Here is a 19,284-nt window from a genome sequence, read left to right as displayed (position 1 = left end):
ATGAAATCTCAAAATAGCAAACAGCCTGTTGTACGCCGCAGCACGTTCGCCGTGCTCTTCTATATCAACCGCACGAAAGTCCGCAAGGACGGTTTGTGTCAGCTTTTGTGCAAGGTGAGTATCGACGCCGAAGCGGCACAGATCGGGACGAAAGTCGCGGTCGATCCTGCGATTTGGAATCCCACGACCGGGCGTGCCGACGGCCGCAGCCGTAATGCCTGCGAGGTAAACCGAGCGATCGATACCTTGACAGAGGAAATCAAGGCGCACTACAAGCGAATCAATCTGTCGCTCGGCTTCGTGACGGCCGAACTGGTGAAGAATGCCGTGAAAGGCATCGGACAGAAACCGCTGCCCCTGCTGGCATTGTTTCGGGAGCACAACGAGGAGTTCCGCAAGCGGGTCGGCATCGACCGCACGAAAGAGACCTATGGGTGTTATGTGCGCTCGTACAACCACCTGCGAGACTTCGTACAGCAGAGATGCGGCCAGGAGGATATAACCTTGCGCAGCCTCGACCGGGAGTTCTACGATGCGTTCGACCTGTTTCTGCGCACGGAACGCCGCCTGCAACAGAAATCGGTACACGAGCACCTCTACCGATTGAAGAAGATGACCGCACGGGCGGTGAATCAAGGGACGCTGCGCCGCGATCCTTACGCTACGCTGCACCCCGAACTGCCCAAGCGTAGGAGCCGCCACCTGAAACTCGACGAGTTGAAACGCCTGCTCGCCGAGCAGGTCGCCGACCCTGAACTGCGACGAGCGAGGGACTGGTTCATCTTTTCGACCTTTACAGGACTGGCATATGCCGACCTGAAACAACTGTCGGAGAAACATATTTCACAAGATAAGGAGGGTGTGCGGTGGATACATATCCGACGACAGAAGACTGGCACGGAATCGGTCGTACGGCTGCTGGACATACCTCTGCGAATTATAGAGAAATACCGAACCGAACGTACCGACGAACGGTTGCTGCCGATTTGCTCCTACCATAAGTTACAAAAACTTATGCCACGACTGGGAGCAGCTTACGGTATCGAGAATCTGACATTCCACAAAGCAAGGCATAATTTCGGAACGCATATCACGCTCTCGCTGGGCGTGCCGATAGAGACCGTCAGCCGCATGATGGGACACCGACGGCTGATGACGACCCAAATCTATGCCCATGTAACGGACAGAAAGGTGGACGAGGATACGAAGCAGTTACGGAAACTGTCCGCAAGCCGAAAGCTCGAACTCTACGAGGAGCCGCAAAATATAAATAACATATAAAAGAAACCGACTATGACTACATCACCCATAATGATCGAGAACGGACTGGTAACGATTCGTCCTACCACAAACGGAGTATGGCTTACTCAGGCTCAAATTGCCGACTTGTTCGGAGTATTCACTGCTGCCGTAAGCACGAATATCCGAGCGATTCTCAAAAGCGGAGTTCTGCACGAAGATAGTGTTGCCCGCCGCACCCGTTGCCGAGATGGAAACATAGTCGAACGGTACAATCTTGAAATGATTACGGCACTGGCCTTTCGGCTCAAATCCGAGAATGCAGAGGTATTCAGACACTGGATCGTAGAACGAGCGACGACACCAGCTATCGTCTGGAAGATGCCGACAGTAAACGACAGAGTGCTAAACTGAAATTCCGACAAAACAAAAGACGGCCGCGCAGGCCGTCTTTCTTGTCATAATCGTACTATTTCATCCTCTTCATCAAACCAACCTTTGTCAATACATGTTTGTTTGACAATATCGGGATGATCCGTATATACTACTAATGCAAGCGACTCTTTTGCCCGAGTGCATGTTACATATAACAGCCGAGTTGTTCTTTCCAACGTAGAATCTTCCTTATTCTGTATATGTTTTTTATCCGTTTCTGATAATGGTTTGGCTCCAAATAATTTATCGTAACTGAATAAAAATCCCTTTGCTTCGTTATCGTCTATAATAACCATCACTCTATCGTATTCCAATCCCTTAACACCCTGATGCGTATCAAATTTCGTTTCTTGATTAACATATTTATAATATGTGCGAATCATGGATATCGGTAGCTCCATGCCCTTCATCCAAGCTATTATTTCTTCATCAACAGCTTCAACATCATCCACCGATTCCATATGGAATGCAGCTGTCAAAATATCATCAACGGAGATAAGATTGGTCGAAAGCAAGATGTCTACAACCTGTCTTATAGTTGATGATGGCGCATTACATATCTCGACTAACTGCATCAGTGCTATATGACACTGCATTAAACGGCTGTTAAAATCATCCGTATTTTTCGATGCAAGAATGGGCGAATTTTCACGCAATAGCTTCATTACACCAACATTATTACCACTATTTACATAATCGACAAGCGGTAAAATGATATGCGTAAAAAAATTTATGGTAGTTACAGTACCCTCATTATATGCCATTTTATATTTCGCTACATTGCTGAATATGTTATGAAATTCATAAAAGCCCAAGCGTCTTGCCGCCATAGCATGTTCCAATGTAAGAATTTTCACCGATTCGGGGCTGCTCCATTGTTCGTCATTGGTCGCTTCACTCATTTTTGTGCATATCATCGCCTCGATCGCCTCTTTATCGACATCTGATGCCGTATTTACAATAAACATACGGACGGTTCCTTCCGGGGCATTTTCTCTGGGTCGCTGTTCTGCATTAGAATCAATCTGCAACCCTATTTGATTCCCAAGCCTGATAATACGCTTTGCACACCTATAATTTATTCTCTTTATTGGTGTTGCCCAATCTTTGGGTATTGAAGAGGCCATATCCGTTTTTCCGTCACTATAAATTCTTTGTTTGATATCGCCTAATAAACCAATAACAAACACTTTAGGATATTTCACCTGAATCTGTAAAAAAGCATCTAATAAATCTTTATTAGTATCCTGACTCTCATCAATAAGAAGGATCGGGAACTTTTGTGCGATTATTTCCTGTAGTGAGTTTTTTGTACTAATAAGAGTTGTTCCTATTTTTATAATTTCGGCATGGTTCAACGAATTACTATCAAAGTTATCACCGTTGGGATTATATGTAAATTTACGTATTTCAGATTTCCGCATTCGCCTTTCATTCAGTATGTTCAACTTATCTTGATTTTTCTGATATGTTGCAGTAGTTTTATTTTTGGCCGACTCTTGTTTACGCTGAAGATCCGCAATCTCTGCATCAATAAATGAGAGATAAGTAGCCTTAATATCTTTTTGGAATGGTTCTATAATTGCCCAAATGAAACTATGAATCGTAGAAACACTAAATTGCTCCGAGAAATCCATACGTCGGCATATTTCATCGGTAGCTGCATTCGTAAATGTAATTACGGCGACTTTTCTATCCTCGATTGCATACTTTTGCTCCCATTTGGCTTGTATTCTTTTTAGCAGTTCGATCAAGGAATACGTTTTCCCGGAACCAGCACCTGCAAACAGGAAAAAACTTTTTTTCGTTTTTTCTGTTATACATTCATCCAATATTTCTATAACGTCAGAGTCTGTATTTTTACACATAACTACAATCAGTCCAATTTAGATTTTAACCATCTTAATCCTTCTTGAATATATGGAGGAGCGACTAAATTTCCAAATTGCTCAGCAAAAAGCAGATTAATAGCAAGTTCCGCCTTTGTAATTTTCTTGTTTTCGAGTTTTTCAAATAACTTTTTATGGAATGACAGCAAATCTGCATTGCTCTTCAATAAATTACTTATTGTCGTAACAGCTCCCATATTTCCTAATTTTTCCTGACGAAACAACTCGATATTTGAGAAAATCAATGCGTCTTCAAATGTATAAGGATATACATCAATTTCTTTCGTATCTTCTTTATATTTTATTTTCATACCGCATGGATAAGCAATGCGTATATGGGCGTTCTCTTTCTTGTCAGATTCCAACGTGAGCAATTCATCAATCATTTTCCTTTGAGGAAGCCAGTCAATCAATGTGTTGTTGCTCGTTTCTTGATTTTTACCGACTTCCGGAAGTTCGGCTTTCGACCTCGGCTTTCCTGCTTCATCCGTATATTTACCTTTGGCATCGATATCGGAGATAATCAATGTCAATACTTCAAGCCTATCTATTAGAGGTTTGAACCGAAATGCGTGACTTCCATTAATTTCTATAATCGACACAAATCTCGATCCCAGTTCCATTTTGCGTACGAATTGCGGCAAAAGTATTTTTTCCGCGGCACCCTCTATCAGTATAATGGCATCTGCAAAGAATACATCATAGTGCATTAATTGGAGGTATCTTGTAACAAAACGTTCGGTTTCCTTGTCCTCTCCAAAGGTATCACGCATGTTAATTACCTTGCTAATAGGAATATGGTCCTTAGTCTTTTGTATTCGTTTGAAATATCTCATACAACACATATTCACCTCATTAGAAATATGCGTAGAGTGAGTAGAAACGATCAATTGCGTAGAAAACTGCGAATTGTCTTTTAGAAACTGCACATTGGTCAATCCGTCAATCGCTTTACGGATAAAAATTTGTTGCGCTTGTGCATGAAGATGAGCTTCCGGCTCTTCAATCAACACTAAATGTATAGGTTCTATTTCTTGTTTGCCATCAGTACGACGATCGCTTAAATGTAACCACGATTCTCTAAACTGAATCAACTTAAAATACATGGATAAAAGATTACGATAACCCAATCCATTATATTTCTCAGGGATGCGTAATCCCTCTTCTCCCGGCATAATAAATTGAACGGCAGAATCATGGCCTATTGAAGATGCCGGATTTGAATAACTATGGATTTCTATTTTCGGATTTTGAAATCCCGGATAATTAAATTCCTCCAACTCGTCAATAATGGAGGCGAAACTTTTCATTAAATTCTCATCAAAAACCTTATTGGTTTCATCAATAGCTTTTAGCAAACTATAATCATTCTCCCTGATATTTTCTCTTGGATCTACCTGCTTTTTATAATATTCTTGAAGCTGTCTGGATAAAGTGTCAATAATATTGTCTCCGTTTCCATCGGGATCGGAAAATTCACGAAGAGCCTCTATGCAGTTAATTTTAATAAGTTTCTTAAACGGATTTTCAATTTCATAAACAGACTCTTTATATTCTGAAATATCTTGTTCCTCGTCAAGAAGGTAACACACCAGTTCAAAATAAGTTTGTAGATTATTGCGATGAGAAATAAAATCTGTCAGATTTTTGGGATATATATCAATGCTTTCATTTCCATGCTTTTCCTTAATGGCGTTTACATTTCGTTTTGCCATTATATATGCCGCATACAAATTTTTCACTTCTTTCGGTTGGAATCGCAATCTGGCCCCTACCTTTTCACCATTCCAAGTAAGAGATGGCAAAAGGTTTATTACGCGATATTTTTCCGATGAATCTATCTTTACCCACACATCCATAGATGGCACGATATTAAACCAATCCTCAATGTGTATTTCTTCATCATTGGACACATCTAACCATTTATCCCCTATATCATTTATACTCTTCCATAGAGTTACGGTGAAGTCTTGGGCTGTAAAACGATTCGGTTCGTCCAAAAACCAGCGTAACGCACTCATTGCTGTGGTTTTTCCACTATTATTTGCGCCAACAAAAATTGTCTGAGTGTCATCAAAATCAATGGTACAATCCGATAATTTTCGGAAATTACGTATCTTAACTTGGTTTAATTTCATGACAATCTATTGGGAGTTATTCAACCTCTGTTTCGTGTTGTTCCAGAAAGAACCGCTTTTGTTGTTCGATCTCATGACGCAACTCCTCTTCGGTAGGCATATAGGTCATATATTTGGCTGCGTATAGTTGATCGCTATCATGAAGCACCGAATATCGGGCGATTGTACTATCAGTATCAGTGCAAAGTAAGACTCCTATGGTCGGGGCATCATCTGTCCCCTTTATTAAATCGTCGTAAATACGCACATACATATCCAATTGTCCGATGTCTTGATGAGTCAATTTATGTGTTTTTAGCTCAAAAATCACGAATCGTTTCATCTTGAAATTGTAAAACACCAGATCGACGTAGAAGTCCGCAGTATCAGTAACGATATGCTTTTGCCGTTCCACGAAGGCAAATCCGCGTCCGAGTTCGAGAATGAATCTTTCGAGATTATCTACAAGAGCTTGTTCTAACTGGGATTCCGAATAGTTATTATCTCGTCGGAACCCCATGAACTCCGCTACCATCGGATTCTTGATGTATTCCAACGGATCGGATTCACTCCAAGACTCTGACATCGTAATATTTTCACGCTGGGCGGCAAGTCTTCGTTCGTAATATTGTGTCGAAATATTGCGGTCAAGGGTTTTAACACTCCACATATTGGTCGCCGCAGCTTTGAGATACCATTTACGGGCTTCGGGGTTGCTTACGGAGAGAATGCGGCGGATATGTGACCAATTCAGATTTTGCACATGCGTGTGCAAAATCTCCAAATCACTGAATTCTATATAGAATTTGCGATAATATGCCAAATTGCGCCGACCATACCCGGAGCCGTATTCAGCAGTAAGTCTATTCGCAAGAGCAGGGATAAGCCCCTTGCCATAGTCAGCACGAGCATTACCTTGTTGTTCTTCCTCCACAATACGCCGTCCAACATTCCAATAAGTTAGAATGGCAACTTGTCCTGCTACTGCAAAGGCATGCCGCTGACCTTCTTCTATAATGGTGCAGACATCCGAAACCAATAAATCTGATATGATGTTGTTAGTCTTTTTCATAATAAATGTTTGCAGTCTGTTTATACTACATTTGGTCGTGAATATTTCTGTTTATTTCCATGTTATATCAGTTCGGCATTTAACTTAAATGCCTGGGGATCGACGGACATTTGGTAAATCTTAATATCGGGATTTAATTTTCGGGCAACCTTTATTATTTTCGATTTCTCCGTCGCATCCATATTTATCCCCAAATAAACCGATTCAAAACACTCTCCTCCAATTTTAGGAAACGCCCGCATTTCTTTCCAATCGATCGGACCTTTTTTATCATTTTGGCCCGGTAATAATTGCATATATGTTGGCCACGGATCTAAAATAAATAGACGCACTTCTTGTTCATGCTCCCAAGCCTTTGCTTTGGTGGATAATTGATAATGGAAAAAATCTTTTGCATCTCGAAAATAATCCGGTTTCTCCACAATATCTCGATATTGCACTTCTATTGCCGAACAACCTATCATCGTGTTTCCAAGCATTTTCGAAAGATACTTCTGGGCTTTCTCCATATCCAGACCGATGCAGACGCCTTTATGTTTGCTATAATAACTCCACATCAAGATTGAATCATGTATTTTGGAGAGGCTGCATATCCATACCTCTTCTCTGTTTCTCCGAAATGGATGGCTTCTCAACTCTTCGATTATTTCCGGAGTCCATCCTCCACAGGCTTCTTTCGGTGGATTGGAAAAGTTAATTAACGCTGGATGACAGTCAAACGGATCGTTTAACTGCGTAGCATTGGTGAATTGAAGATTGCTGTAATACAGCATCATCAATCCACCAGTTACATCAAGGTATTTATATAGTTGGGTCGTTTCCATTAATCTGTTATTCAGTTCGTAAGAGGTCGTCGACTCTTACTTCCAACACTTTGGCTATTCGAATGAGTGTTTCGATATTAGGTTGATTGGTATTCGTCGCCCATTTCGAAACAATCGCAGGATCTTTTCCCAACTGTTCAGCAAGCCATTTGTTCGACTTGTTTTTCTCCACAAGGACAACTTTAATACGGTTCAGAAGTTTACGCTCCATAGTTATTCTGTCGATTTTCTACGAAGATACGATTTTTAAAGATAAATAAACAGGTAATATAATTGTAGTAATACACTAAAAAATAAATAAAATAACAATTCGAATACAGTAATAATTGTGGGTTAGCCATGTACTTTTCAAATTAGCACAGAAAAAATTCCTTTCCGTTCGTCCCAACAAGGGTATCAGCACATCGAGTGCTGGCATATAAGCATGCTGTTACATGAACAAACAAACATACATACAGTTATTCAGTCGGCTAAATATATAGTCAAACGTATGACTGTATGATCGTTTGATCGGTCATACACGCATGCAGGCAGGCATCTGCATGTTTATTCGCACAGCCGATTGTACATGTATTCATGTATTCAGTCAAGCAGTCGGTCGAGAGATATTTCAACTATCCGAGCAGCCATTCGATCGGTCGGTTGACTAAATCATCGTATGACCGAACACTTCATGCCTGTTTCGGCCCTTTGTCGCTTGTGGCGTCGAAGTGGCTCTATGCGGCACAATCGAATATTATGCAATGAATTGAATCGGTCGGTATCTTTGCCGCTGTAACGATTCCGACGTAGATGGAAGCCGCCTTGCCCGTTTTTACGGTGGCCGGTTCGATAGTCCGTCCGATGAGCGGACGGAACGTATTTGCAAAGGGCAAATAGCAAGCTGTGTTTTCTGCTGCACAAAAAGTTTTTTGCATCAGAAAACAGCTTGCCCGCAAGGGGATGAAAGCACCTCCGAAGTCGGCGCTTTTCGACAGGCGGCTCCGCCACGAACGAATCGCAATTTTCAGTAACCGGCGAGGCAAGGGCCTCACCTCAAAAATTTCGATTATGGAGAAAAACAGACCGACCCGCAAAGGTCGAGGGAGACGCCCCGCGAAAGATAATCCGGCGATTTACCGCTTCTCGGTAAACTTCTCGGCCGAAGAACACGCCCGATTTCTGACGATGTACGAGCAATCGGGGCTGTTGTCGAAGGCGGCTTTTATCAAGGCACGAGTCTTCGGCGACGTGTTCCGAGTGATAAAAACCGACCGCGGAACGCTGGAATACGTGGCTAAACTGACGCAACTGCACGCTCAATTCCGAGCCGTGGGAACGAATTACAACCAAGTCGTGAAGCTGTTGCACACCCATTTCTCGGAGCGGAAAGCACTTGCCATGCTCTACAAATTGGAGAATACGACCCGAGAACTGGCGGCTGTCGGGCAGCGAATCGTCGCGCTTTCCGAAGAATTTCAAAAGCGATGGTAGCCTACATCATTCATTCTTATTTCGAGGCCTCCATGTCCGCATACGTTGCAGTAAAGCCTGTTTTGCTTTGTCGATCCACGGAGTGGGATTATTGCGCAATTTCATATCGCAGAACGTGCGCGAAAGGTTCGTGTCGAGTTGGATATTGAAGACATTGGCAATGTAGGCCGCCAACTGCGAGAGCGGAACATTGCCGAAACTGCGTTTACTATCGAGCAGATAGATCAGCTCTGTCAAATCCGTCTTGCTGTCCTGCCACGTTAGCCGAACCGAGGGAAGTGGATTGATGGGAGCTGTCTTTACATATTCCAAAGCCTCCAACTCACCTTTCAGATAAGTCGATAACAATTCGTTGGCCAGTAATTTTGCCACCTTGAAATCGGCATTAGTAGAAAATTTCGGATCGCGTTCGTAGTGGAATGATTCGAGGTAAAGTGCCGTATCGTTCCGATTGCGCAGATAATACAACGAATCCAAATGCGTCATGCCGGAACGATAGTAAAACGTGAAATCGGAGTGTTTGTTGTTGTAACGGTTGATTGCCTTGATTTCGTCGATCAAATATGCCTTTTGGGAGTCCACTCCTACCGGGCGGTTCATTTCGATGTTATAGACTTTGCGATAATAAATCAAACGATGATACAAACGAGGCTTGATGACCTTAAAAAACTCTATTTCTTCGGCATCGCTTTTGAATGTGTAGTTTGTAATAAAATCCCTCAACCGCTGAAAGGCATCGCCCAAAACGAGCGATGCCTCCAACGATTTTTTCAGAATGTTAAGGTCCGAATTTTCAATCTTTTTTATACGTTTTTCGGCTTCTTTTTCAAGAGAGGCGACAAATTGCTTCATTGATTATCTGAGTTTATGGCGATAACTGTGACTTGGCCCACCAAGAGTCGAGTGATTTGTTCTCGCATTTGGCGATGATGCAGAAGTTGTTGGCGTTCATTCGTAGTAGAGCTTGATATGGCCCAACAAACAGTCATTTTTCAGATAGTAGGTAACCGTTACCCGATGTAAAATGTCGTCGTAACTGTGAAGGTGAACCCGTAATAGCGATCTCCCAAATAACGTCGGTAATAGCTAATAGTTCCCGTTTGTAATCCAATTAGATAGATGCCTATCGTAGTAATCAGGTATACGAACGGCATGTTTTATTCGTGAAAAAGAAATCTATCTTGCCATAATCTTGATAGACATTCGCCTTCTGGTTGCCAAACAATCTTGATTACATGATTATGAATCATGTTTGGTTCATGGATATATAAAATATTCGGTGACAATATTATAATGTACTTCCTTTTCATATTGTAAATTATCAGTCTGTCGTGTATATTCTATATCTTATTGATTTATGTCTATTTGACCCCAAAATAGTTTTTTACAGAATAGTTGTTCATTCAGCAATGAATGGCCGACCGAATTATATTGACCGCATCGTCTATATGGACTTTGGAACTGTTCAACACCAAATCATAATTATCGGTATCTCCCCAGCGTTTTCGTGTATAACGCCAATAATGGTTCGCACGTTCCTGATTTATGCGACTGATTTCCCCATCTGCTTGCTGCTCTGAAATATGATACTGATCTACGACTCTCTTGTAAGCAGATTCTTTATCGGAACGTATGAACACCCGGAAACAATTCGGATTGTCTTTGAACAAAAAGTCGGCACAACGTCCGATGACGACGCACGCTCCCCGTTGTGCCAGATTGCGGATTATCCGGCTTTCCGTGACAAAGATGGAGTCGTCCTCCGACAATTTCATCTCGGGCAAAATACCGCTTCCTTCAGCGAAAATCATTTCGAGAAGGTCCATATCCGATGTCTTTTGCTCTTTTTCAATAATAGATTTTGGACTGTATCCCAGTTCATCTGCCGCCCTGTCCACGATGCTCCTGTCATATAAAGAAATGCCAAGTGCCGCTGCCAGTTTTTCGCCGATTTCATGACCGCCGCTTCCGAATTGTCGCGATATGGTAATGATTAACGGGGATTTTGAATCAAGATTTATCGATGATGCCGTTTGATGCTGCCGGCTGTCGGACGACAGCCAATCATCCAACCATTTCATGTGCGGAGTAACGAATCGGACGACGATCCCGACATAAAACATTGAAAACAGCGTACCGACACCGACCAAATCCCAGCGCCATTTTCCGAAAAACAGATAGCAACAAGCTATAGCGACCGTCACCAGAAAAACATCAAACATAATTTTGACTTTTCCGAAATCGATGCGAAATACTTTCGCTATCGTAACGGGGAGTCCTTCGCCCGGTATGAGCAGAACATCGCTATGAACTTCCCATATAACGCCAACGCCCAGAATCAAGCCGGAAACAGCCAGTTGTATCCATCGCATTATATATCCCGATAGCGTGTCGCCCCATTGGAACGGCTCTGTCAGCCACATGCCCAAGTCTGTAAATAAACCGAATAACAGACATACGCCAAGCTGGAGAAACTGGATTTTCTTGAAGTCTTTTCGCAGCAATGCGAACTGAAGCAGAACAAAAAAGAACTGCATGCAGAAAATGTATCCGCCGACAGTCAATGGCGATGACGGGACCATACTTATGACATAGGGCGGACATGTAATGGGCGAAGAGCCCAAATTGGCCCGAATCGCTAAAGAAACTCCTATGCCAAGAATAAACAAAGAAAAAACGAATGATATACATCGTCTTTTCCACTCTTTGAAACTTCTTTTATTGGACATAATTTGTAACCCTTATTTTTTCGGGATGCAAAGTTAGGTTGATCCGAGTATTATTTATATATTTGCGCAATTAATAGTTTTAATATCGATTATCGTTTTTTCTAATGGAACTTACGCACCTGAAATATTTCATACGGCTTGCAAACGTATTGAATTTCTCTGAAGCTGCCCGACAACTGTTCATCACGCAAAGCACGTTGTCGCAAAGCATACGGCAAACAGAAGAGTTTCTGGGTATTCCTTTGTTTGAACGAATCGGGAAAAAGGTTTATCTCACGGAAGCGGGGAAGGAGTTTCTGCCTTATGCGGAGGAGGCCATAGGCAGTGTGAAAACCGGGGTACAAAGGCTGCGGGATATTCAAGAGGTATATAAGGGAGAACTGCGCATCGGCGTAATTTACAGTCTCTGTCCTATGCTGGCGAAATGTGCCGCCAGTTTCTCGGAAAGATATCCTGATGTGAGGTTATCTCTCATCCAATCATCCTCGATATATGAATTGACAGATATGGTACACAAGCACCATATCGATTTTGCATTCTCTTATACACATAAGACCGTATCATTATCTCCCTTGATTACCGCGACAGATTTGTTCCGTATCCCTTTATGTCTGGTCGTGGATTCCAAGTCGCCCTTTGCGGCTTTTCGAGAAATAACGATGGCAGAGGTAGGGAAACAAGACCTCGCATTATTGGAAAACGGAACATATTTACGCAAAATCATTGAAAAAATAGCCAATAAGAACGGTGTAAGGCTTTTGCCGAAATCAGAAATCAATGATTCCAATCTTTTGTTGCAATTAGTACGCACTGGCCAATGGAACACAATCGGATTACGTGAAGCAGCGATTCAGTTTTCAGACTTGGTGGCTATTCCTATCAAAGAGGTACAGGAAGAGCTTACCGCGTCTTTATTATGGCTGAAAGACGGATATCAAAAGTCTGCTGCAAAGAAATTCATTCAAATCATTATCGATGCCGGCCAAAGGCATCATACTTTAATAAACCTACCCAACAAAGAGAACTTATGATCAGGAATGTCGGCATACAAGATGCGCAGGATATAGTGGATATCTATAACAATTATATCCGAAACACTACAATTACATTTGAAACAGAACCGTTGCAAGCGGATGCAATGGGAAAGCGTATATCGGACATATCCGCATTATATCCGTTTTTAGCCTATGAAATGAACGGCAAAGTTATCGGTTATTGTTATGTGCATCAATGGAAAGAACGTGCTGCGTATAAGGGCGTGGTGGAATTGTCTATTTATTTATCGTCGCAATGTGTCGGGAAAGGCATCGGAACGGAATTGATGCTCCGAATGATAGAAGAATGCAGACAAAGAAATTACCGTGTGATTATTACATGTGTGACAGGCGAAAACGATGCGAGTAAGGCCTTGCAGAAGAAACTCGGATTCGATCAAGTCGCTCATTTCAAGGACATAGGATTGAAATTCAACAGATTGATAGATATTTTTTATTATGAATTGATATTGTAATGCCAATGTCCGTAATTCGTTCTTTATCATTTCAGACTGTCGAAACAATCGGACCGCAGTCATACTGACTTGATTGCCGATAATGCTTCACATCTTCCGAAAAGAATATCATTGAGAACGGGTTGCCCTGCGGCTATTTGATGGAATTTTAATTATGAAAATAAACAAAAACGAAGAATGCCTGTGGAACAGGGAGTATTGCAAAGTGATGTGCAGCAATTTCATGCTGTTCTTCTCGTTCTACCTGCTCACGCCGCTGCTGCCGATCTATCTGGCGGAGCGGTTTCAGGCCGATAAGGACACCATCGGCATCGTGCTGTCGGGCTACGTGGTTGCGGCCCTTCTCGTCCGGCCGTTCAGCGGCTTCATCGTCGATACGTTCAACCGCAAGAAGGTGCTGATGTATTGTTTCTTCCTCTTCTTCATCTGCTTCGCCGGCTATCTGGGAGCGGCCACGCTGCTGCTCTTCGCCGTCGTCCGCACCTTCCACGGCTTGCCTTTCGGAGCGACCACCGTGGCCAACAGCACCGTGGCGATCGATGCATTGCCCTCGTCGCGCCGCAACGAAGGAATCGGCTACTACGGTCTGAGCAACAATCTGGCTATGGCCATCGCCCCCTCGGCGGGCATCTGGCTCTACTCGCTGGCCGGCGATTTCCGCCTGCTTTTCGGAATTTCATTGGTCGTGGCCGGCATCGGATTCATCTGCACGACCGCCGTACGCCTGCCCGCACGGCGTCCCGTCGAGGGCAAGCCCCGCCTGAGCATGGACCACTTTTTTTTGACGCGGGCGTGGCTGCTGGCGGCCAATATCCTGCTCTTCGGCCTCTGCTGGGGCGTGATGAGCAACTATGTGGCCATCTACGGCAAGGAGGTGTTCGGGATCACCAACGGCACGGGCCTCTTTTTCGCGCTGCTCTCCATCGGTCTGTTCGTGTCGCGGCTCTACGGGGCGAAGTCCCTGCGCGAGGGGCATCTGTCGGAGAACGCCCTGCAAGGCGCGGCCATCAGCTCCGTGGGCTACTCGCTCTTCGTGCTGTCGCAGGGCCAGTGGGCCCACTACCTCTCGGCGCTGCTCATCGGACTGGGCAACGGCCGCATGTATCCGGCCTTCCTGAACATGTTCATCTCCGTGGCGCGCAACGACCAGCGGGGCACGGCCAACTCGACGATCCTCACGTCGTGGGACCTCGGCATGGGGCTGGGTATCTTCATGGGCGGCGTGCTGATCGAGTATGCGGGCTACACGACGGCTTTCGGCGTCACGGCCTTCTCGCAGATCGCCGGCGCTCTGCTGCTGCTGTTTCGCACCCGCCGCTTCTTCATGGAGCGCCGGTTGCAATGATGCCTGACCGAATTACGTGAAAAGAGTCGTTCGGGAAGAAAATAAATTATTCTTTGGATTTTCCCAGAACAACAACTAACCAAATTAGGACAAATGATTGATAACCAATGGAGAAAATTTTTGAGACTATGTTAATGAAATAAAAGCAGAACGGATCTTTCTTGTACCATTTTGAGATAAAAGCTGGAAACTAAATACGGAACATTTTGTTTATACTGACAGAGCCAATGTTTTTTATAAGTTTACCATTATTAAACTTCTCATATTCCTTGATAGTATATACTCCTGTATATTCCTTAATATTAGGAATCTACCTAAAGAACAACAGAACTATCTACCATATTCGGACAAGAATGAAGGTACTTATATTTAATCTCTTTATATTTCCCAATTTATCCTTTGATCATATTAAAAATAAGGAATTTTTAGGATATCAATTTTTTTGATTATTCAAAAAGAATAACCATATTTGCACTGAATTAAAAGAGTTGTTTGAAAGTAAGAAAAACAAACGGCAATAACCGTTTTACAACTTACTTATCCATTGCCTTTTTTATACGATTCTCTTCTAAATCGTTAATGCCCAAATAAATATCCTCGGGTATATTAAAGATACGAATAAGCCGAGAGAAAAAAGCAAGTTCGCTTGCATTTTTTCCGAGGCGGAGTATCTTCGGCGAAGCCAAAGTGCGAATAAGCGAGGGCAAAGGCAAATCTACCTGCATTTGCCGGGCGGGAGTATCCAAGCGCACAAAGCAGGCATTTTTCCGGCCGAAGGCGAAAAAACATGCCAAAAAGTTTTGTAAACCAATGTTTTTTATCTTACTTTGCTGACGTATAACACTTAATTCTCTATTTTTTATGACAGGTAAGGTAAAATGGTTCGATGGCAAAAAAGGCTACGGATTCATTACGGCAGAGAACGGCAAAGAGATTTTCGTACATTTCTCGGGAATCGTTAAGGATGGTTTCAAGTCACTCAACGAAGGTCAGGTCGTAGAGTTCGAAATTGGCACGGGTGCCAAAGGCGAACAGGCCATTAACGTAAAAGTAGTTGAGTAAACTATAATTACCGGCATCGAAAGGGGGCTTCCTGCAAGAAGGAGGCCCCCTTTTTCGCGGACCGGACGAAAGGCGCTTGCCTGTTTGAAAAATAAATCGTACTTTTGGGCGTCAAAAAAACCGATAACAGGTTCAAAACACAATAAACCCAACACACCATGAAAGAAGCAATCGCAATTCTGACCGGCGGCGGACCGGCCCCCGGCATGAACACCGTGGTAGGCAGCGTCGCAAAAACGTTCCTGCGCAAAGGTTACCGCGTGATCGGCCTGCACGAAGGCTACACGGGCCTGTTCAACCCCTCGCCCCGCACCGTGGACATCGACTATCCGATGGCCGACGGCATCTTCAACCAGGGCGGTTCGTTCCTGCAAATGAGCCGGTTCAAACCCAAGGATTCGGATTTCGAGAACAACTTCAACCTCAAATTCTTCACCGACAACAACATCAAGCTGCTCGTCACGGTCGGCGGCGACGATACCGCCTCGACGGCCAACCGCATCGCCAAGTTCCTCGAGGCCAAGAAATACCCCATCGCCAACATCCACGTCCCCAAGACCATCGACAACGACCTCCCGCTCCCGAAGGGAACGCCGACGTTCGGTTACGAGTCGGCCAAGGACAAGGGCGCCGTCATCGCCCGCGCCGTCTACGTAGACGCCCGCACGAGCGGCAACTGGTTCGTGCTGGCCGCCATGGGCCGCTCGGCAGGACACCTGGCATTCGGCATCGGCGAAGCGTGCCACTACCCGATGATCGTCATTCCCGAAATGTTCGACAAGACGGAGATCACCGTCGAGAAGATCGTCAACCTGGTGATTTCGTCGATCATCAAGCGCAAGATCATGGGCATGGACTACGGTGCCGCCGTGATCTCCGAGGGCGTGTTCCACGCGCTGTCGGACGAGGAGATCCGCAAGAGCGGCATCCACTTCACCTATGACGAGCACGGGCATCCCGAGCTGGGCAAGGTGTCGAAGGCGCACATCTTCAACGAGATGATCGAGAAGAAGCTCAAGGAGCTGGGCCTCAAGGTCAAGAGTCGTCCGGTGGAACTGGGATACGAAATCCGCTGCCAGACCCCGATCGCCTACGACCTGACCTACTGCTCGGAGCTGGGTATCGGCGTGCACAAACTCTTCGCCGAGGGCAAGACGGGCTGCATGGTTTACGTGGATTCGGAGGGCAACGTCTCGCCGCTCTACCTCAAGGACCTGCAAGACCCCACGACGGGCAAGATTCCGCCCCGTCTGGTGGACATCAAGTCGGACAAGTTCTCGTCGGTGGTGGAGAACATCATCAACGCCATCACCCCGGCAGACTACGAAGCCGCCAAGGCTTATGTCAAGAACCCCGAGGAGTACGACTTCCACAAGATTCTGAACTGGAAATAATCCGGCAACGATCCGATAAAATCCCGGAAAGCTTTCGCAAGCGCTTTCCGGGATTTTACTCATCGCACACTTTCCCGAAACCCCATCATGAAACAAACCCAGGAACCGGTGTTCGAGCCGATGCCCGAAACACCTGCGGAGCCGGAATCCCCGACTCCCGAACCCGCCGGACAGCCGGCGGCATCGCTCGCCGAAGCGAAAAAGAATATCCTCGTCGGTCTGCTGTGGTGCATCGGCGGACTGGCTTTCAGCTTCATCTCCTACTACCTCACCGAGGCCGGAGGCCGCTACGTCATCGCCACGGGAGCTATCCTCTGGGGTGCCTGGCAGGCGATCACAGGATTATACATCTGGCTGAAAATCAAATACAGCGCGGGTGAATACGCCGCATTCTGGCGCATGCTCGCAGCGGCCGTCTGCACCGCCCTGCTCATCGGATACCTCTCGGTGCTCTCCACGCAGCTGGTGAACGAAGGCGGCGAACTGCCGCTGCTCGACGACGAACAGACCTACGACTGCCCGGACCTCGGGCTGCGAATCCGGATTCCCGCCGGATACACCGCCGTGGAAGAGGAGGCAGAGCCCGAAACCGATTCGACCTACGCCCGTTACACGATGTACGTCCTCGACGGCGAATGGGAGTTCAACATCGACGCCCTGCAAAACGTGATCGACGCGGACGTGGAGAACGTCGCCGATCTCTCGGACTACTGCCTGAACCGCGACTCGGTCTACTACGACGGCGGAATCATCAAGGCTTCGCGCCCCTTCACGGCGAACGGCATCGACATGCTGCGCAGCGAAGGCCGCCGGACGGAATATCCGGGATTCGTCTTCACGAACTACGACCTGAAACAGGGGCAGTCGCTCATCACCGTCGGGATCAGCTATCCGGCGAGCGAATACGGCAAAACCTCCACGCTCCGGCGCATCGAGGAGCTGCTCCAAGGGATCGAACTGACAGAACCGACCGAATAGGAAAATTCGCGCCATCGACAAAGGCGGGCCCGGCGGGTGCGGGATTAAAGTAATGTAACGACTTGATTTATATGGTAGTTGCATTTTTGTATAGGAGAGTAGGTAACGAGAAGGCAACGGTTTGTTTTCAGCTTCTTGCGCTCAAATACCGCATTTCAAATAACCTATCGCAAGATACGAAAAATTTTCGAGATGGGCAAATTAGGCAGGGTCAACCGGCGAGTGCAATTTTAAGAAATTAGTTTAAAGAACTTTTTTAGACGAAGAAAATTTTAATTTTCCCGATGTCTTCTGTTCATTGTATTGCACTTGTTTAATAAACTCTTCCGTTAACACAAAGAAATCTGCCCCATTCAGTATATATTGCCTGATGGTTTATTCTGATTTTCAATTGCCCCTTTTCTGTCAGGGGAAGCATATGAATCGACAAAACATACTTTTGTACCGATAGTTTTTGCAATTTTCTTATGACAAAAGAATTCGCTGCCATGGTCGCTGTGTCGCAATGGTCGGGGATGGCATCAACGACAGTGCGGTGCTGGCGCAGGCCGATCTGGGCATTGCCATGGGGCAGGGGAGCGACATTGCGATCGACGTGGAGAAGGTCACGATTCTTTCGTCCGACCTGACGAAGATCGCCGCGGCGGTCCGCCTTTCGGCCGCGACCGTGCGCACCGTTCGGCAGAACCTTTTCTGGGCGTTTATCTACAACCTGATCGGCGTGCCTGTCGCCGCTGGCGTGCTCTATCCGCTGACCAGGTTTCTGCTCAATTCGATGCTCGTCGGGGCCACCATGGCCCTGAGTAGTGTGAGCGTTGTGGCCAATAGCCTGCAGCTGAGTACAAAACGGCTCGGCACGAAAGCCGTTCATAAAATAAATACAGAATTTATAACCAAAAAACAAACAGCCATGAAAAAAGAGTATCGTATCGAAGGAATGATGTGCAACCACTGCCGGATGCATGTCGAAAAGGCCCTGAACGGCATCGAAGGTCTCCGTGCCGTTGTTACTCTCGATCCTCCTGCCGCGACGGTCGAATTCACTGGGCGGGAGCCGGAGCTGGCCGAATTGCAGCGGGTGCTGGGCGAAGATTATAAGATCACGGAGCGTTGAAACCCCGGTCTCGGAGCGGCCGCTATCCATCTATAAAGGTATTGCGGCTCCTGAAAACCCCTAAAATTAGGTATTGCCGTTCCCGGCGTAATGTCGTTTCTTT

The 19,284-nt window shown here is 45.4% G+C and carries 15 protein-coding genes and 1 pseudogene; 9 read left to right on the top strand and 7 right to left on the bottom strand.

Going from position 1 to position 19,284, the window contains the following annotated elements; all coding sequences use genetic code 11:
- Positions 1–1,281: a site-specific integrase gene (locus tag NQ519_RS13835; protein WP_019150569.1), complete on the top strand. Its 1,281-nt coding sequence runs from the start codon at positions 1–3 to the stop codon at positions 1,279–1,281.
- A gap of 416 nt (positions 1,282–1,697) precedes the next feature.
- On the opposite strand, the gene NQ519_RS13830 is transcribed toward NQ519_RS13835, so the two are convergent.
- The 5 genes from NQ519_RS13830 to NQ519_RS13810 form a co-directional block, all read right to left on the bottom strand.
- Positions 1,698–3,542 (bottom strand): UvrD-helicase domain-containing protein, encoded by a 1,845-nt coding sequence (locus NQ519_RS13830; RefSeq protein ID WP_019150570.1) that lies wholly within the window; start codon positions 3,540–3,542, stop codon positions 1,698–1,700.
- 8 nt (positions 3,543–3,550) lie between these two features.
- Positions 3,551–5,701, bottom strand: a complete 2,151-nt coding sequence (locus NQ519_RS13825; protein WP_026076480.1) for an ATP-dependent endonuclease — start codon at positions 5,699–5,701, stop codon at positions 3,551–3,553.
- 16 nt (positions 5,702–5,717) lie between these two features.
- On the bottom strand, positions 5,718–6,752 hold the full coding sequence (locus NQ519_RS13820) for a PDDEXK nuclease domain-containing protein (RefSeq protein ID WP_019150572.1): 1,035 nt from the start codon (positions 6,750–6,752) through the stop codon (positions 5,718–5,720).
- Positions 6,753–6,814: 62 nt separating this feature from the next.
- The gene (locus tag NQ519_RS13815) at positions 6,815–7,576 is read right to left on the bottom strand and encodes a DUF2971 domain-containing protein (RefSeq protein WP_026076481.1); all 762 of its coding nucleotides are present in this window, start codon (positions 7,574–7,576) and stop codon (positions 6,815–6,817) included.
- Between the two features lie 7 nt (positions 7,577–7,583).
- Positions 7,584–7,787 carry a helix-turn-helix transcriptional regulator gene (locus NQ519_RS13810; RefSeq protein WP_019150574.1) on the bottom strand — a complete coding sequence of 68 codons (204 nt, stop codon included), beginning with the start codon at positions 7,785–7,787 and terminating at the stop codon, positions 7,584–7,586.
- An 839-nt stretch (positions 7,788–8,626) separates the two neighbouring features.
- On the opposite strand from NQ519_RS13810, the gene mobA reads away from it, so the two are divergent.
- A complete protein-coding gene (mobA, locus tag NQ519_RS13805; protein ID WP_026076482.1) occupies positions 8,627–9,049 on the top strand; it encodes a conjugal transfer protein MobA in 423 nt (140 codons plus the stop codon).
- Positions 9,050–9,055: 6 nt separating this feature from the next.
- On the opposite strand, the gene NQ519_RS13800 is transcribed toward mobA, so the two are convergent.
- Both NQ519_RS13800 and NQ519_RS13795 read right to left on the bottom strand, forming a co-directional pair.
- Positions 9,056–9,901 (bottom strand): RteC domain-containing protein, encoded by an 846-nt coding sequence (locus tag NQ519_RS13800; RefSeq protein ID WP_019150576.1) that lies wholly within the window; start codon positions 9,899–9,901, stop codon positions 9,056–9,058.
- 551 nt (positions 9,902–10,452) lie between these two features.
- Positions 10,453–11,778, bottom strand: a complete 1,326-nt coding sequence (locus NQ519_RS13795) for a cytidylate kinase family protein (protein WP_026076483.1) — start codon at positions 11,776–11,778, stop codon at positions 10,453–10,455.
- A gap of 104 nt (positions 11,779–11,882) precedes the next feature.
- Here NQ519_RS13795 and NQ519_RS13790 point away from each other — a divergent pair, with 104 nt between their 5' ends.
- The 7 genes and pseudogenes from NQ519_RS13790 to NQ519_RS13760 form a co-directional block, all read left to right on the top strand.
- Positions 11,883–12,809 (top strand): LysR family transcriptional regulator, encoded by a 927-nt coding sequence (locus tag NQ519_RS13790; RefSeq protein WP_019150578.1) that lies wholly within the window; start codon positions 11,883–11,885, stop codon positions 12,807–12,809.
- Entirely contained in the window at positions 12,806–13,288 is a 483-nt protein-coding gene (locus NQ519_RS13785; protein WP_019150579.1) for a GNAT family N-acetyltransferase, read from the top strand. The genes NQ519_RS13790 and NQ519_RS13785 overlap by 4 nt, the downstream gene beginning before the upstream one ends.
- A 154-nt stretch (positions 13,289–13,442) precedes the next feature.
- A complete protein-coding gene (locus tag NQ519_RS13780; RefSeq protein WP_019150580.1) occupies positions 13,443–14,633 on the top strand; it encodes an MFS transporter in 1,191 nt (396 codons plus the stop codon).
- An 861-nt stretch (positions 14,634–15,494) separates the two neighbouring features.
- Positions 15,495–15,695: a cold-shock protein gene (locus tag NQ519_RS13775; protein WP_019150582.1), complete on the top strand. Its 201-nt coding sequence runs from the start codon at positions 15,495–15,497 to the stop codon at positions 15,693–15,695.
- Positions 15,696–15,853: 158 nt separating this feature from the next.
- Positions 15,854–17,089, top strand: coding sequence for a 6-phosphofructokinase (locus NQ519_RS13770; protein ID WP_019150583.1), 1,236 nt, complete (start codon positions 15,854–15,856; stop codon positions 17,087–17,089).
- 87 nt (positions 17,090–17,176) lie between these two features.
- Entirely contained in the window at positions 17,177–18,067 is an 891-nt protein-coding gene (locus NQ519_RS13765; RefSeq protein ID WP_019150584.1) for a hypothetical protein, read from the top strand.
- A gap of 463 nt (positions 18,068–18,530) precedes the next feature.
- Positions 18,531–19,181 (top strand): annotated as a pseudogene (locus tag NQ519_RS13760) (heavy-metal-associated domain-containing protein); the annotation flags it as partial.
- Positions 19,182–19,284: the final 103 nt, after the last annotated feature.

The organism is Alistipes senegalensis JC50 (assembly GCF_025145645.1).
Lineage (GTDB): Bacteria > Bacteroidota > Bacteroidia > Bacteroidales > Rikenellaceae > Alistipes > Alistipes senegalensis.
The sequence above is the reverse complement of the archived record's forward strand: the minus strand, read 5'-3'. Positions and strand labels throughout refer to the sequence as shown.

Bases quoted from the DNA above. Each gene is read 5' to 3' on its own strand.
- NQ519_RS13835 (WP_019150569.1), top strand. From the start codon at position 1: ATGAAATCTCAAAATAGCAAACAGCCTGTTGTACGCCGCAGCACGTTC.
- NQ519_RS13830 (WP_019150570.1), bottom strand. From the start codon at position 3,542: ATGTGTAAAAATACAGACTCTGACGTTATAGAAATATTGGATGAATGT.
- NQ519_RS13825 (WP_026076480.1), bottom strand. From the start codon at position 5,701: ATGAAATTAAACCAAGTTAAGATACGTAATTTCCGAAAATTATCGGAT.
- NQ519_RS13820 (WP_019150572.1), bottom strand. From the start codon at position 6,752: ATGAAAAAGACTAACAACATCATATCAGATTTATTGGTTTCGGATGTC.
- NQ519_RS13815 (WP_026076481.1), bottom strand. From the start codon at position 7,576: ATGGAAACGACCCAACTATATAAATACCTTGATGTAACTGGTGGATTG.
- NQ519_RS13810 (WP_019150574.1), bottom strand. From the start codon at position 7,787: ATGGAGCGTAAACTTCTGAACCGTATTAAAGTTGTCCTTGTGGAGAAA.
- mobA (WP_026076482.1), top strand. From the start codon at position 8,627: ATGGAGAAAAACAGACCGACCCGCAAAGGTCGAGGGAGACGCCCCGCG.
- NQ519_RS13800 (WP_019150576.1), bottom strand. From the start codon at position 9,901: ATGAAGCAATTTGTCGCCTCTCTTGAAAAAGAAGCCGAAAAACGTATA.
- NQ519_RS13795 (WP_026076483.1), bottom strand. From the start codon at position 11,778: ATGTCCAATAAAAGAAGTTTCAAAGAGTGGAAAAGACGATGTATATCA.
- NQ519_RS13790 (WP_019150578.1), top strand. From the start codon at position 11,883: ATGGAACTTACGCACCTGAAATATTTCATACGGCTTGCAAACGTATTG.
- NQ519_RS13785 (WP_019150579.1), top strand. From the start codon at position 12,806: ATGATCAGGAATGTCGGCATACAAGATGCGCAGGATATAGTGGATATC.
- NQ519_RS13780 (WP_019150580.1), top strand. From the start codon at position 13,443: ATGAAAATAAACAAAAACGAAGAATGCCTGTGGAACAGGGAGTATTGC.
- NQ519_RS13775 (WP_019150582.1), top strand. From the start codon at position 15,495: ATGACAGGTAAGGTAAAATGGTTCGATGGCAAAAAAGGCTACGGATTC.
- NQ519_RS13770 (WP_019150583.1), top strand. From the start codon at position 15,854: ATGAAAGAAGCAATCGCAATTCTGACCGGCGGCGGACCGGCCCCCGGC.
- NQ519_RS13765 (WP_019150584.1), top strand. From the start codon at position 17,177: ATGAAACAAACCCAGGAACCGGTGTTCGAGCCGATGCCCGAAACACCT.